Below are 13,519 nucleotides of genomic sequence, written 5' to 3'. Positions count from 1 at the left end.
ACGTCTTGGGATGAACAGAAGTCCAATGGTGATCAGGCTGCGTAGCGGCTCAATCCGAAGAGGCGCGACGCAACGGACCGGGTGATCTTGACGGGCATGAGCCGCATGACTTCCTGTGCGTAGGAGCGGGCGTTTTCCTTCGCCTTGTCGAGATTGCTGACCTTGGCCGGATCGAGCGTGTGCAGCGTGCCGCCGGTCTCGAAGAGTTCCTTGAAGGCGATGCGTTCGCCGATCGGCGTATCGAGGACATGCACGCCGCGGGCTGCCAGAAGCCCTTTGATGGTCAGCAGCGCCTTGGTGGTGACCATGGACGTCACCCGCGTCAGCACCACCGAATGCGGGATCACCAGGCCGGCCTTCTCCTTCATGTAGGACAGGAGGTCGAGGATCTGCGCCGCACCCTTGGCGTCCATGGCAGAACCCTGGACCGGGATCATCACATGGTCGGAAAGGCCGATCGCCGTGGTGACCAGCGCGTCACGGGCGCCGGCGAGGTCGATGATGAAATAGTCGGTGCGCGATGCCATTTCCCGCAGGTGACACTGCAGCGATGCGAGTGTGACTTCCGATACCACCTCGATGTTGCGCACCGCGCGAGAGGTCTCGAACCATTGGCTGATCCAGCGCTGCGGATCGGCATCGATGACGGTGACGCGAAAACCCTGATGGGCAAGTTCGGTGGCGAGCAGGAGTGCCGCGGTCGTTTTTCCGGCTCCACCCTTGGCATTGGCAAAGGAAATTACTGGCATTTTCGGTCCTCGAACAAGTCTTGAGCCACATCGCTCACGAGGACACCGGGAAGCATGGTGTCATAAGCACATCCTTTCCAAACATGGTTAACGAATTGCAAATTTAGCCACCATTAATATCACTCAGGAGATTTAGCTTTTGGCTCTAAAATGCGGAAAAGCCCGGAAGTTTTGCCTTCCGGGCTTGATCGACGCCGATGCATCGGGGTCTGGAAGTCTTAAAAGCAGGCGAGGAAAAGCGCCTTGGTATTCTCCATCGTCATGGTGACGGGGTTGCCGCCGCAGCTGGGGTCCTCCATCGCCATGGCCGTCAGCTCATCGATTCGGTCGGGCTTGATCCCCATCGCCGTGAGATTTTCGGGCACGCCGAGTTCCGAACGCAATGACAGGACATAGTCGTAGAACCCGTCGAACCCGCCGGCGATGCCGAGATAGGCCGCAGCGCGGGCGATCTTCTCCTCGATCGCCGGCCGATTGAAGCGCAGCACCGGCGGCATGACGACCGCATTGGTCATGCCGTGATGAGTGTTGTAGACCGCGCCGATCGGATGCGACAGCGAATGGATGGCGCCGAGCCCCTTCTGGAAGGCGACCGCCCCCATGGCTGCGGCCGACATCATGTTGGTGCGTGCTTCGAGATCCGCCCCGTCCCTATAGGCGCGCGGCAGGAACTCCTTGACGAGCCGCATGCCTTCGAGCGCGATCCCGCCGGACATCGGGTGGTAGAAGGGCGAGGAATAGGCTTCCAGGCAATGGGCAAAGGCATCCATGCCGGTGCCGACGGTGATCGCCTTCGGCATGCCCATCGTCAGCTCCGGATCGCAGATGACGACGCCCGGCAGCAGTTTCGGGTGGAAAATGATCTTCTTCACATGGGTGGCGGAATTGGTGAGCACCCCTGCCCGGCCGACTTCCGAACCGGTCCCGGCCGTGGTCGGCACGGCGACGATCGGCGCGATCTTCGAGGCGTCGGCGCGGGTCCACCAGTCGCCGATATCCTCGAAATCCCAGACCGGCCGTGTCTGGCCGGCCATGAAGGCGATCAGCTTGCCGAGATCGAGGCCCGAACCGCCGCCGAAGGCAACGACGCCGTCATGGCCGCCGTCATTGTAGGCCTTGATGCCGGCTTCGAGGTTGTTCTCGTTCGGGTTCGGATCGACGTCGGCAAAGATCGCCCGGCCGAGGCCCGCCTCTTCGAGCACGTCGAGCGCGTGGCCGGTGATCGCCATCGAGGCCAGTCCCCGGTCGGTGACCAGGAGCGGCTTGCTGAGGCCGAGCGTCTTGCAGGCGTCCGCCAGTTCCTTGATGCGTCCGCGGCCCAGCTTGACGGCGGTCGGATAGCTCCAGTTCGCGACGATATTCATTTCGTGACCTTCTTCAGGTGGTAGGATTTCGGGCGGGTCAGGTTGTGGAAACCGAGGACGGAGAGCGAACCGCCTCGCCCGGTTTCCTTGACGCCGGTCCAGACAAGCGCCGGATCGAGATAGTCGGCGCGATTCATGAACACCGTGCCGGTTTCGAGCTGGCTGCCGATCCGGTTTGCCCGGTCGACATCCGGCGTCCACAGCGACGCCGTCAGCCCGTAGCGGCTGTCGTTCATGTAACCGATCGCCTCGTCGTCACTCTTCACCTTCATGATGCCGACAGCCGGGCCGAACGTCTCTTCCCGCATGATCTCCATGGAATGATCGACGTCAACCAATACTTGCGGCGCAAGATAGGCGCCGCCGTCGTCGGCCGGGAAAAGCTTCGGATCGACCAGCGCCCTGGCGCCGCTCGCCACCGCGTCGGTGATCTGCTGACGCACCACCTTGGCGAAGCGCTTGTTGGCCATCGGCCCGAGCGTCGTTTCCTTGTCGAGCGGGTTGCCGAGCTTGTAGTTCGACACCCAGGCGACCGACTTCTCAACGAAGGAATCGTAAAGCGATTCGTGCACATAGATGCGCTCGATGCCGCAGCAACACTGGCCGGAATTATAGGTCGCGCCATCCATCAGCGTATCGACGGCGGCGTCGAGATCGGCGTCGTCCATCACATAACCGGGATCCTTGCCGCCGAGTTCGAGGCCGATGCCGGTAAATGTGCCGGCGGCGGCCCGCTCGATCGACCGTCCGCCCTCGACCGAGCCCGTAAAATTGATGAAATTGAACATGCCCTGGGAAATCAGCTTCGCCGACGTCGCGTGGTCGAGGAAGATATTCTGGAAGACGTCTTCCGGAACGCCGGCCTCGACAAAGGCGCGCACCATGCGCTCACCGACAAGCAGCGTTTGCGAGGCATGTTTGATGACAACCGCGTTGCCGGCCATCAATGCCGGCGCGATCGTGTTGATCGCAGTCATATAAGGATAGTTCCAGGGCGCGATGACGAACACGACCCCATGCGGCTCCCGTTCGATGCGACGTTCGAACGTGGCGCTGTCCTCGACGCGCAGCGGAGCGAGCGCATCGGCGGCGATCGAGGCGACGTAATTGGAGCGCTCGTTGAACCCCTTGAACTCGCCGCCATAACGCACCGGCCGGCCCATCATCCAGGCAAGCTCGGGCACCACTTCCTCGACCATCTCGTTGAGACGCGCGACGCCTTTCAGCACGAGATGGACACGCTCTTCGAGCGGCCGCTTCGCCCACGCCTTCTGCGCATGCCGTGCGCGCCCGATAGCTTCGTCGGCCGCTTCCGCCGACATGGCCGAACGCTCGGCATAGACCGAACCGTCGACCGGCGAGATACATTGGATCATTGTCATTGATATAGGCTCCAGAAAATCAGCAGGCCCCCGAGGGGTTAACAGGCAAGCGTGCGGACATAGCCCGCAGCGCCATAGGATAGAATAGCGCGGTCGCGCGTGATGATGGTCAGGTCGTGTTCGCGAGCGGTGGCGATCAGGATTCGGTCGATCGGGTCCTTGTGGATGGGTTGGGGCAGGAAGCAAGCGGTAACGAAGATCGTAGAGGTTACCGGATGCTCAACAAAGCCCCCATCTCGCAGATAGTCGCGATACCATTGCTCGGCATCCCGGGTTTCACGAATACGCCCTTTCGAAAGCAGCATGCCCATCTCCCACGCTGTCACGGAAGATACGAAAACCGGAATTTTCTGGGCCTTGCTTTCAGCCAGCGACTCCAATGCCATCGGCGCCAACGCCTCATTCTGCGACATCCAGATCACGAAGCACGTATCGAGCAGAAAGCGGCTACTCATTATAAAGCTTCTCGCCCCATTCCTCATCCCAATCCATCGGTGCGGTGAGATCGACGCCCGGCATGACAGTGACCGTTCCCGCCATGCAGCCGTAGGCGGGATGCAACTCTATGAGCGTCCCGTCCTCTTTTTCCATCCAACGCTTGCCATCCTTGTAGATGATATCGTCTTTCGTGAACATTTTGGCTGGCTGAGGGTCCAAGTAGCCGGTGGCGTCATAGCTGCCTTGCTTCGTCTCCTCAAATCCGAACACCTTGCCCCGCCGGTGCGCGGCCACCTCCTCGAGATTTATCCCGAGGAAGACGGCGATATCGTCCTGCTCATCTGCGCTCATCTTCCGTTCGCCCTTCAGCATCCGCGATACGGCACTGGGATCGAGCGACATGAAGCGAGCCAAATCGCGCAAGGATTTCTGTCCTTGATCAAGTTTCTGATAAAACCATTCACTGTCTATAGGGCTCATGACCATTCCCGCTGGTTGTGGAAACAGCTTAACATAATGCCATAATGACAACAAGCACACCTCAGCGTTGCGATTATCTCAAGCCCTCTCGAAACCGCGCGCCACTTCCCAGTCCGTCACGCGGCGATCGTATTCCTCCTGTTCCCACTGGCCGGCGCGGACATAGTGGTCGATGACGTCGTTGCCGAAGGCGGAGCGCAGCAGTTCCGAGCCGTCCATGAGCTCGATCGCGTCACGCAGCGTTCGCGGGATTTCTCGAACACCCTTGCCGCCATAGGCGTCGCCGACGAAGGCAGGCTCCAGCGTCATCTTCTTCTCGATCCCGTCGATGCCCGCCGCAATCAGTGCCGCCATGGCGAGATAGGGGTTCAGGTCGGAACCGCCGACGCGGCATTCGATGCGTATTCCCTTGGACGCCTCGCCGCAGAGACGGTAACCGGCGGTGCGGTTGTCCTTCGACCAGACGGCCTTGGTCGGCGCGAACGTGCCGGCCATGAAGCGCTTGTAGGAATTGATGTAGGGTGCCAGGAAATAAGTGATCTCGCTCGCGTGGGCGAGCAGCCCGGCGATATAGTGTTTCATCAGTTCCGACATGCCGTGCTCGTTGTCCTTGTCGAAGAACAGCGGCGTCTTGCCGTCGGCGCTCCACAGGGACTGGTGGATGTGCGACGAGCTGCCGGCGGCCGAATAATTCCACTTGGCGAGGAAGGTGATAGCCTTGCCCTTGCCCCAGGCGATCTCCTTAGCCGCATTCTTGATGATCACGTGCCGGTCGGCCATGGTCAGCGCATCGGCGTAACGGACGTTGATTTCCTCCTGGCCGGGCGATGCCTCGCCCTTGGAATTCTCGACCGGAATGCCGGCGCCCTGCAGGCCGGTGCGGATCGCCCGCATCACCTCCTCTTCCTTGGTGGTCTGGAAGATGTGGTAATCCTCGTTGTAACCGCTCGCCAGCTTGAGATTGCGGTAACCGCTTTCGCGGGCCTGGTCGTAGCTCTGGTCGAACAGGAAGAATTCGAGTTCGGTCGCCATGAAGGCGGACATGCCCATGTCTGCGAGCCGCTGGACCTGTCTCTTGAGGACCGCCCGCGGCGAATGCGGCACGTCCGCATGGGTGTGGTGATCGAGCACGTCGCAGAGGACCAGCGCGGTGCCTTCGAGCCAGGGCAGTTTTCTGAGCGTCGCGAGATCCGGCTTCATCGTATAGTCGCCGTACCCCTGCTCCCAGCTGGTCGCCTTGTAGCCGGAAATGGTCTCCATCTCGATATCGGTCGCAAGCAGGTAGTTGCAGCTATGCGTTTCCTGATAGGCGCTCTCGACGAAATATTCCGCCTGGAACCGCTTGCCCATCAGGCGGCCCTGCATGTCCACCTGGGCGGCGATGATCGTATCGATGCGGCCGTCGGCGACATCGCGTTTCAGATCGTCGAAGGAGTAAATCGGGGTCATGCCTCACATCCGTTTCAAAAGGGTGAACCGCCACAACCTCTCGAGTGTCGTGGCGGCGGGATCATAGGGTCGTCAGCCCGGTCGCGCTTACTTTTCTCCGACAGCCGCTTCCGCAGCAGCGATCTCGGCCTGTCGCTTGGCGATGGCATCGCCGATCGGCGGTCCCATGAAGCGCCGGTTCTCGAAGGCGAACCAGACGATTCCGGTCAGCACCAGGAAGCCGACGGTGATTTCGAGCGCCCAGTCGTTCGGCGGCTGAATGCCGATGAAGAAGATGACGATCATCGAGATGATCGCCAGGACTGCAACCAGCCTGTAGACCGGAATCCCCATGTTCCAGGGTCCCATTTTCGGCCATTTCGCCGTGCCGATCGTGAACAGCCCGAGCGCGATCGGCAGGGCGAAGGACAGGAACAGGAAGATGACCGTGCAAGACACGACGATCGAATAGGCCGGCGTGCCGGCAATGGTGATCGCCGAGGTGAACCAGACGAACAGGACGGCGAGGATGGAGCCGGTCCAGATCGCCGCGACGGGCGAACGGTGTTTTGGGCTGACCTTGGCGAGCACCGACGACGCAGGCAGGCCCTTGTCGCGCGCGAAGGCGAAGATCATTCGCGATACCGACGTGACGGTGGCCAGTCCGCAGAGCAGCTGCGAGATGAAGATCAGGAAATACAGGATGCTCTTCACGGTCGGGTTCATCTGCGCGTCCATCGCCCAGAAGAATACGTTCCAGCCCTGCTTGGCCGCATCGTCCATGTTGGGGATCATCAGTACGAACGCGCACAGCATCATGTAGCCGAACAAGGCGGACCACAGGACGGCCGAGATCATGCCGCGCGGCACGGATTCCGCCGCCTTGACGGTTTCCTCGGATGTATGGGCCGAGGCGTCATAACCGGTGATCGTGTAGATCGGCAGGAGCAGGCCGAGAAGGAATGCCATCAAGCCGGAAACGCTCGTCGGCCAGACGAGCGCCGCCCCCTCCGTGCCGGTATAGTTGGCGAAAGTGAAGAGCCGCGCGAAATCGAAGCCGGGGGCTGCGATAAGGCATGCGATCGTCAGGAGGATCGCGGTCGCAAAGATCAGATAGCCGGAAAAGTCGGTGAGTTTCGCTGTCAGACCTATGCCGAAATGATTGATGCCGGCCTGCAGCCCGGTGATGATGGCAACGAAAACCACGCGGTGCGTCAGCGTATCCTCGATGCCGAAAGTCGGCCCGAAGGCGCCGAAGAAGAAATAGAACGTCCCGACATTGATGGCGCCGAGCACCGTGACGAGGCCGAGCAGGTTGAGCCAGGCGGAAAGCCAGCCGGTGAAGCGGTTGCCGAGGATCGATCCCCAATGATAGAGCCCGCCCGCCGTCGGATAGGCCGATCCGATCTGCGCGAGCCCGAGCGCGAAGATGCCGGAAATCAGGCAGCCGAGCGGCCAGCCGATACCGATCGCTGCGCCGCCGGCGCCGGCAGTCGCCTGGCCCAGCGAGTTGATGCCGCCGGAGAGAATGCAAATGATGGAAAACGAAATTGCGAAGTTGGAAAACGAGCTCATGCGACGCTCGAGTTCCTGCGCATAGCCCATGGAATGCAGGATATGGGTATCCTGCTTTTTGTCGCCTTCGGTATAATCGGACATGACTTCCCCCTGTTGGCAGAAAGACCGCGCCATCGCGGCCATCCGGTTTGTTCTTCCCGCGGCGATCGACCGCGGGCATGCGAGCTGCTGCTCCCCGGGTCTTATCTTTGGATGTCTGCGAGGCTTTCCCGCAGCAATCCTGTCAAGAAATCGGCCACGACCCCCTGGCCGGTTTCGTCTGTTATGAGATCGTTCCTGATTTCGATCATGACGTTGAGAAGCCCCGCCGGCAGGGCGTGGACTTCCAGTGTATGTGTCACGCCGTCCGCCGGTCCGTAAGGCTCGTTGCGCTCGACGCGATAGAGATGCGTGTCGGATGCGGCCTGCAGCATCCGGTCGGCAAGCCGGCTGTCGGTATCGTGAAGCACGCCGATCTCGACGGGCCGCTCCTTGCCGAAATAGACCGGCGTAAAGCTGTGAATGGTGACGAGCACCGTCTGCAGCCCCCTCGCCCGCCGTGCCGCGATCTCCTCTCGGATGCGGCCGTGGAACGGCAGATAGAGTGCCGTGGTCCGGCGCGATTTCTCCGCCTCCGACAGGTTCTCGTTGCCGGGGATCCGGAAGATCTCGGACACGTCACGCATGGCGGCAGGCGAATCCGGCGGCCGGTTGCAGTCGTAGAGGAGCCGAGAAAACCGCTGGTGGATCAGCGTCGCGTCAAGGCTCTTCGACATCAGTCGCGAAACGGCAAGTGCCCCCGGATCCCAGGCGATATGCGAGGCAAGCGCATCCTTCGAGAGCCCGAGATCGCCATAACGTTCCGGCAGGCGTCTCGAGGCATGCTCGCAGACGAGAAGCACCTCTCCCCGGCCGCCTGCATTGTCCACGGCAACGGGCTCGCCATCCGCCTCCGAGAAGAATTCCGACTGGACCAGCATGAACGCGTTCCGGGAAAAATCGTTTAAATTGGATTAAGAAGAGAATTCTTCACTTTCCGGCCGCCGTCAACGTGATTCTGAAAATTTCTCTTCAAACGCACCGTTGACTTCTCTGCAGAAACGATTGTTAATCTTTCGACAACCGGCGAAGACCGGAGGGAACAGCTTTAGTGCCACCAACTGCACGCACCGTATCGGATGTCATTCGTGTTCGTTACGACAGCCTGACGCGCGCGGAAAAACAGTTGGCGGACAGCCTATTGGAGAACTATCCGGTGTCAGGGCTCGGCAGCATCACTGTGATCGCGGAGAACGCGGGCGTTTCGACGCCGACGGTCGCGCGCATGGTGCAGAAGCTCGGCTACAAAGGTTATCCGGAATTCCAGTCGCATCTCCACCAGGAGCTCGAGGCGACGCTCTCCAACCCGATTGCCAAGCATGACCGCTGGGCATCCAATGCGCCGGGCACGCATATCCTCAACCGTTTCGCCGACGCGATCACCGCCAATCTGCGCGATACGCTTTCGGCTCTCGACACCACGACCTTTGAGGGCGCGGCTGCACTTCTGCGTGATCGCGACCGCAGCATCTATTTCGTCGGCGGCCGCATCACGGGGGCGCTGGCCGAATACTTCTTCACGCATATGCAGGTCATCCGTCCCAGGACGACCCTGATCTCCACCAATTCCAGTTCCTGGCCGCAGCATGTTCTCAACATGAGCGCCGGCGACGTGTTGGTGATCTTCGACATCCGCCGCTACGAGCAGGAGATGGCGACGCTGGCGGAGGCCGCACGGGCCAACGGCGTCGTCATCATCTTGCTGACCGACGTCTGGGCCTCGCCCGTTGCCAAACATGCGCAACATACGTTCAAGGTGCGGATCGAGGCGCCATCGGCCTGGGACAGCTCCGTCATTACTCTCTTCGTCGTCGAAGCGCTGATCGAGGCGGTCCAGAGCGCGACATGGGAGGAGACCCGCGAACGCATGAACTCTCTGGAAGGTCTTTTCGAGCGGACGATGCTGTTCCGCCGGCCGGGCCGCCAGAGCCGTCCCGACTGATTGTCGGGCTCAAGAAATATGCCGGCAATCCGGGGGTTTATGAGCAGATACTCATCCTCCGGGCTGTCACATACGATACATGAACTGGCTCTACGAGTCGCGCCGAAACGATCCGGACTACCTGAACCCCTAGGAGGATACCTTGCTCAACAAGACCCAACGTCTTCTTTCCCTGACGACTGCCATCGTCATCGCCTCCACCGCCATCGCAGCCGCCGAGCCGAGCGCCGAGCTGATCGCAGCCGCCAAGAAGGAAGGCACGCTGACCACGATCGCCCTGCCCCATAGCTGGTGCGGTTACGGCGACGTCATCGCCGGCTTCAAGGCGAAGTACGGCCTCGAGGTCAACGAATTGAACCCGGATGCCGGTTCCGGCGACGAAATCGAAGCGATCAAGGCCAACAAGGGCAACAAGGGCCCGCAGGCTCCCGACGTCATCGACGTCGGCCTGTCGTTCGGTCCGTCCGCCAAGACTGAGGGCCTAATCCAGCCCTACAAGGTCTCCACCTGGGATTCGATCCCGGCCGACGCCAAGGATGCCGACGGCTACTGGTACGGCGACTATTACGGCGTTCTGGCTTTCCTAGTGAACAAGGACCTCGTCAAGACGTCTCCGAAGGACTGGCCTGATCTCCTGAAGTCCGACTACGCCAACACCGTCGCGCTCGCCGGCGATCCCCGCAGCGCCAATCAGGCCGTCCAGGGCGTTTTCGCTGCCGGCCTCTCCGGCGCCAAGGGCGACTCCGCCAAGGCCGGCGACGAAGGCCTGAAGTTCTTCGCCGAACTCAACAAGAAGGGCAACTTCGTTCCGGTGACCGGCAAGGCCGCGCCGTTCGCGCAGGGCACCACGCCGATCATCATCGCCTGGGACTATAATGCCCTGTCCTGGGGCCAGAGCCTGAAGGGCAACCCGCCCTTCGAGGTCGTGGTTCCGGCAACCGGCGTCGTTGCAGGCGTCTATGTCCAGGCGATCTCCGCCTTCGCTCCGCATCCGAACGCTGCGAAGCTGTGGATGGAATACCTCTATTCCGACGAAGGTCAGCTCGGCTGGCTGAAGGGATATTGCCACCCGATCCGCTTCAACGATCTTGCCAAGAACAACAAGATTCCGAAGAACCTGCTCGACGCCCTGCCCCCGGCAGCGGCCTATGAGAAGGCCGTATTCCCGACGCTCGCCCAGCAGGCTGCCGCCAAGGAAACCATTACCAAGAAATGGGATAGCGTAGTCGGCGCCAACGTCGCAAAGTAATCGGAACAAGACCGAGCTCCCGCGCCGCCCGGCGCGGGAGCTTTCCCGTTTCTCCCTGGATGGCCAGCATTCATGACCACCGCTTCCACGTCATTCATCGATCGCCGGACAGTCATAGACTGGCTCGGCATCGTGCCGTTCATGGTATTCGCGCTCGCCTTCCTGATTGTTCCGACGCTCTATCTGATCGTCGGCGCCTTCTTCAATCCGGCCGGCGAATTCACGTTTCAGAACATTGTCGATCTCTTTTCGCCTTCCATCCTGAGCGCCTACTGGATCAGCATCCGGGTATCCGTCGCTTCGGCACTGGGTGGCGCGTTGATCGGCTTTTTCCTCGCCTGGGCAGTCGTGCTCGGCGGCGTGCCGTCCTGGATCCGCTCCAGCCTGCTGACCTTTTCAGGCGTCGCCTCGAACTTCGCCGGTGTGCCGCTCGCCTTCGCCTTCCTGGCGACACTTGGCCGGACCGGGTTGGTCACGATCTTCATGCGGGACTGGTTCGGCTTCAATCTCTATTCGACGGGGTTCAACCTCCTCTCCTTCTTCGGCCTGACGATCACCTACATGTTCTTCCAGATCCCGCTGATGGTACTGATCCTGACGCCGGCGCTGGACGGATTGAAGAAGGAGTGGCGCGAGGCGTCCGAAATCCTTGGCGCATCCACGTGGCAATACTGGCGCATGGTCGTGCTGCCGATCCTCTGGCCGAGCCTGATGGGCGCCACGCTCCTCCTTTTCGCCAACGCCTTCGGTGCGATTGCGACCGCCTTTGCGCTGACCGGTGCCTCGCTCAACATCGTGCCGATCCTGCTCTATGCCCAGATCCGTGGCGACGTGCTGCATAATCCCAATCTGGGTTATGCCCTGGCCCTCGGCATGATCGTCATCACCGGTATTTCCAACATCCTCTATATCTGGCTGCGCAGCCGCGCCGAACGGTGGCAGAAATGAAGGCGCACAAAATCTTCGCCTGGATCGCGATTGCCATCGGCGCCATCTATTTCTTCGTGCCGCTGATCGGCACGTTCGAGTTCTCGCTGCGCATGCGGCGCGGCGCCTATTCTTTCGATGCCTACCAGTCGGTGTTTACGGACGCTCAGTTCCGCGCCACCTTCGGCTTCTCGATGCTGATGGCGCTGGTGACGATCATCGTCGGCATGTTCCTCATCGTGCCGACCGCCTATTGGGTTCGGCTGCGCCTGCCGCAAATGCGGCCGGTCGTCGAATTCATCACGCTCCTGCCGCTCGTCATTCCGGCGATCGTCATCGTGTTCGGCTACCTGCGTCTCTACAATTCTTCGTCCTGGATCCCGTTCACCGGCTCGACCCAGGGCACCAACATCCTGCTGACCTTCTCCTACGTGACCCTGGCCCTTCCCTACATGTACCGTTCGGTCGATACCGCGATGCGGACCATCGATGTGCGGACGCTGACGGAGGCGGCCGAAATTCTCGGCGCCAAATGGCCGACGATCATGTTCCGCTGCATTTTCCCGAACGTCATGTCGGGCGTGCTCTCGGGCGCCTTCATCACGTTTGCGATCGTCATGGGCGAATTCACCATGGCGGCCCTTCTCAACCGTCCGGCCTTCGGTCCCTATCTCCAGCTCGTCGGCGCCAACAAGGCTTACGAGCCTTCTGCGCTGGCGGTCATTGCGTTTGCGATCACCTGGCTCTCGATGGGTCTGATCCAGCTCGTTTCCCGCTTCGGCAAATTGTCGCCGGCCAGGCCTTAAGGAATTTTGATGTCGTTCCTCGTTCTCGAAAGTATCAAGAAGAGCTTCGGCCCGACGCAGGTCGTCAAGGACTTCAACATGTCCATCGAGAAGGGCGAGTTCGTCTCCTTTCTCGGACCCTCGGGCTGCGGCAAGACGACCGTGTTGCGCATGATCGCCGGGTTCGAAAGCCCGAGCGATGGTGCGATCTCGATCAACGGCCGGAACCAGAACGCACTGAAGACCAATCAGCGCAATATCGGCATGGTATTCCAGGCCTATGCGCTATTTCCGAACATGAACGTCTTCGACAACGTCGCCTTCGGTTTGAAGGTCGCCGGCAAGTCCAAGACGGAGATCGAAACACGCGTCAAGGAAATGCTGAAGCTGATCAGCCTCGACCATCTGGCCGACCGCTACCCCTACCAGATGTCCGGCGGCCAGCAGCAGCGCGTGGCGCTCGCCCGCGCGCTTGCGCCAAAGCCGCAGGTCCTGCTGCTCGACGAGCCGCTGTCGGCGCTCGATGCCAAGATTCGCGTGTCATTGCGCGAAGAGATTCGTGAAATCCAGCGCCAGCTCGGCATCACCACCGTTTTCGTGACGCACGACCAGGAAGAGGCCCTGTCGATCTCCGACCGAGTGGTCGTCATGAATGCCGGCCGCGCCGACCAGATCGGCACGCCGTCGGAAATTTACAATCGTCCGACCACCCGTTTCGTCGCCTCCTTCGTCGGCACGCTCAACATCATCGAGGCGACCGTCGTCGATCCGGCGGCCAACACCGTCAAGGTCGGCGAAAACACCATCAGGTTGAGGGAATCGATCGGCGCGCTGAAGGGCGGCGACAAGCTGTCGATCGCGCTGCGCCCTGAAGCCGGTTCGCTCCTGGAAAATGCAAAGGGCGACACGTCGCTCACCGGCCAGGTCCTCTCCTCGCATTTCCTGGGCTCGGTCATCCGCACCAAGCTCGATGTCGGCGGAAACCAGATTTCCTTCGACATGTTCAATTCGCCGGACGCGGTCCTGCCACAGTCGGGCGAAACCCTGACGCTGCGCTTCAACGCCCACGACTTCCTGATCATCCGCGACTGATCGCGGAGGGCCGACGGTCCGCAGACG

The 13,519-nt window shown here is 61.0% G+C and carries 13 protein-coding genes; 5 read left to right on the top strand and 8 right to left on the bottom strand.

Annotated features, from left to right (window positions below):
• Positions 1 to 32: 32 nt before the first annotated feature.
• The 8 genes from C5J26_RS05050 to C5J26_RS05015 form a co-directional block, all read right to left on the bottom strand.
• Positions 33 to 749 carry a ParA family protein gene (locus C5J26_RS05050; RefSeq protein ID WP_105400753.1) on the bottom strand — a complete coding sequence of 239 codons (717 nt, stop codon included), beginning with the start codon at positions 747 to 749 and terminating at the stop codon, positions 33 to 35.
• A 218-nt stretch (positions 750 to 967) separates the two neighbouring features.
• On the bottom strand, positions 968 to 2,113 hold the full coding sequence (locus C5J26_RS05045) for an iron-containing alcohol dehydrogenase (RefSeq protein ID WP_105400752.1): 1,146 nt from the start codon (positions 2,111 to 2,113) through the stop codon (positions 968 to 970).
• The gene (locus C5J26_RS05040; protein ID WP_105400751.1) at positions 2,110 to 3,495 is read right to left on the bottom strand and encodes an aldehyde dehydrogenase family protein; all 1,386 of its coding nucleotides are present in this window, start codon (positions 3,493 to 3,495) and stop codon (positions 2,110 to 2,112) included. Before C5J26_RS05040 ends, C5J26_RS05045 begins: the two co-directional genes overlap by 4 nt.
• Before the next feature lie 38 nt (positions 3,496 to 3,533).
• Positions 3,534 to 3,950: a type II toxin-antitoxin system VapC family toxin gene (locus C5J26_RS05035; RefSeq protein ID WP_105400750.1), complete on the bottom strand. Its 417-nt coding sequence runs from the start codon at positions 3,948 to 3,950 to the stop codon at positions 3,534 to 3,536.
• Positions 3,943 to 4,413, bottom strand: coding sequence for a helix-turn-helix transcriptional regulator (locus C5J26_RS05030; protein WP_105400749.1), 471 nt, complete (start codon positions 4,411 to 4,413; stop codon positions 3,943 to 3,945). Before C5J26_RS05030 ends, C5J26_RS05035 begins: the two co-directional genes overlap by 8 nt.
• 78 nt (positions 4,414 to 4,491) lie before the next feature.
• Entirely contained in the window at positions 4,492 to 5,862 is a 1,371-nt protein-coding gene (locus C5J26_RS05025; protein WP_105400748.1) for a glutamine synthetase family protein, read from the bottom strand.
• Positions 5,863 to 5,949: 87 nt separating this feature from the next.
• Positions 5,950 to 7,500, bottom strand: a complete 1,551-nt coding sequence (locus tag C5J26_RS05020) for an amino acid permease (RefSeq protein ID WP_105400964.1) — start codon at positions 7,498 to 7,500, stop codon at positions 5,950 to 5,952.
• 101 nt (positions 7,501 to 7,601) lie between these two features.
• The gene (locus C5J26_RS05015; protein WP_105400747.1) at positions 7,602 to 8,378 is read right to left on the bottom strand and encodes an N-formylglutamate amidohydrolase; all 777 of its coding nucleotides are present in this window, start codon (positions 8,376 to 8,378) and stop codon (positions 7,602 to 7,604) included.
• Between the two features lie 170 nt (positions 8,379 to 8,548).
• On the opposite strand from C5J26_RS05015, the gene C5J26_RS05010 reads away from it, so the two are divergent.
• The 5 genes from C5J26_RS05010 (at position 8,549) to C5J26_RS04990 (ending at position 13,492) form a co-directional block, all read left to right on the top strand.
• Complete coding sequence (locus tag C5J26_RS05010) at positions 8,549 to 9,439, top strand: MurR/RpiR family transcriptional regulator (RefSeq protein ID WP_105400746.1); 891 nt, start codon at positions 8,549 to 8,551, stop codon at positions 9,437 to 9,439.
• Between the two features lie 142 nt (positions 9,440 to 9,581).
• Complete coding sequence (locus C5J26_RS05005; protein WP_105400745.1) at positions 9,582 to 10,688, top strand: ABC transporter substrate-binding protein; 1,107 nt, start codon at positions 9,582 to 9,584, stop codon at positions 10,686 to 10,688.
• Positions 10,689 to 10,760: 72 nt separating this feature from the next.
• The gene (locus C5J26_RS05000) at positions 10,761 to 11,636 is read left to right on the top strand and encodes an ABC transporter permease subunit (RefSeq protein WP_046608687.1); all 876 of its coding nucleotides are present in this window, start codon (positions 10,761 to 10,763) and stop codon (positions 11,634 to 11,636) included.
• Positions 11,633 to 12,421 (top strand): ABC transporter permease, encoded by a 789-nt coding sequence (locus C5J26_RS04995; protein ID WP_105400744.1) that lies wholly within the window; start codon positions 11,633 to 11,635, stop codon positions 12,419 to 12,421. Before C5J26_RS05000 ends, C5J26_RS04995 begins: the two co-directional genes overlap by 4 nt.
• A 9-nt stretch (positions 12,422 to 12,430) precedes the next feature.
• Positions 12,431 to 13,492, top strand: coding sequence for an ABC transporter ATP-binding protein (locus C5J26_RS04990; RefSeq protein ID WP_105400743.1), 1,062 nt, complete (start codon positions 12,431 to 12,433; stop codon positions 13,490 to 13,492).
• The last annotated feature ends 27 nt before the right edge of the window (positions 13,493 to 13,519 follow it).

Source organism: Neorhizobium sp. T7_12 (assembly GCF_002968535.1).
GTDB classification, from domain to species: Bacteria; Pseudomonadota; Alphaproteobacteria; order Rhizobiales; family Rhizobiaceae; genus Neorhizobium; species Neorhizobium tomejilense.
Note: the sequence above shows the minus strand (reverse complement) of the source record. Positions and strands in the feature narration are given on the sequence as shown.